This is a genomic window from Pseudomonas sp. EA_65y_Pfl1_P113 (assembly GCF_963970525.1).
GTDB lineage: Bacteria > Pseudomonadota > Gammaproteobacteria > Pseudomonadales > Pseudomonadaceae > Aquipseudomonas > Aquipseudomonas tritici.
The window spans coordinates 1-938 of the sequence record NZ_CAXAQM010000115.1; the positions used below are offsets into that span (position 1 = coordinate 1).

At 52.9% G+C, this 938-nt stretch carries 1 protein-coding gene; it reads right to left on the minus strand.

Going from position 1 to position 938, the window contains the following annotated elements:
• Window positions 1-146: 146 nt before the first annotated feature.
• Window positions 147-773, minus strand: a complete 627-nt coding sequence (locus tag AACY52_RS28555) for a hypothetical protein (protein ID WP_339561101.1) — start codon at window positions 771-773, stop codon at window positions 147-149.
• Between the last annotated feature and the right edge of the window lie 165 nt (window positions 774-938).

The window sequence follows — 938 nt, forward strand, 5'->3', positions numbered from 1 at the left end:
TGAGCGGTTGCCGCATGCATCCACGGCAGAAGACTACGAAGCGTTGTTACCGTGGAACTGCTCACCGGAAATGCCACGGTAAACGGAAACCGTACCTGATTGTAGGTGTGCTTGGTGGATCGCTTACTCTAGATCGATGGCCCTGTTTATCCTCCCATACGCTGTAAAAGCTCGTCGAGCCTCCTGAATTGAGCGGTGTCCCTGAGCGCCGGTTCTGACTGCACGATTGAACTCAAGCATTGTCGGAGCTCTTCAGGGAGGACGTGATGCTCCCCGGTAACAGCCTCAAGAAGTGCTAGCGAGCCCTTTGGATAAAGACTGCAATGACCTGAGTCCGCCAAGCTTTGGATCACGGAATGAGAGAATTCCAATGGCATCAACCAATCGAAAATGGCCTTCAATGCTTCAGGGAATTTTTTCCCGGCGGCCAATGCCAACTGGGCGAGAGAATCTGCGATTCTCTCAGTTTTCAGATCCAAACTTTTTGGCCATATCCTCTCCCAGAACGGCTGTATACGGTTCGACCAGTTTTCCTCCCGTTGACCCGCAGCACCTTCCAGGGCTTGTGAGAGCGCCTGTGCCGACTCCTCCAGCCCATCGACGGGCAGCGCCGCAGTGGCCGTGCGAAGTTCTTGGACGGAGAAGCCTTCAATTGGGCCTATTGCTACATAAGTGAAGAAAGCGGCGAATTGTTGCTTGTGCTCACCCAACTCCTCGTAGTGATGTGCAGTTTGCAAGAACTCAGATTTAAAGTATGCGTCCGGCCAAGTCATCTACCCAGCCCCGCAAAGCCAAGACATGGTGTGCACTTAAATTTAAGTGGACACCAGTTCTAGCCTTTTAAGCGGGTATTTCATGCAGCCAACACGCCGTTCCTATTCCAAGTCCTTCAAGGCACAGGTCATTCAAGAGTGTGCCCAGCCCGGCGCTTCGATTGC

Bases quoted from the DNA above. Each gene is read 5' to 3' on its own strand.
- AACY52_RS28555 (WP_339561101.1), bottom strand. From the start codon at position 773: ATGACTTGGCCGGACGCATACTTTAAATCTGAGTTCTTGCAAACTGCA.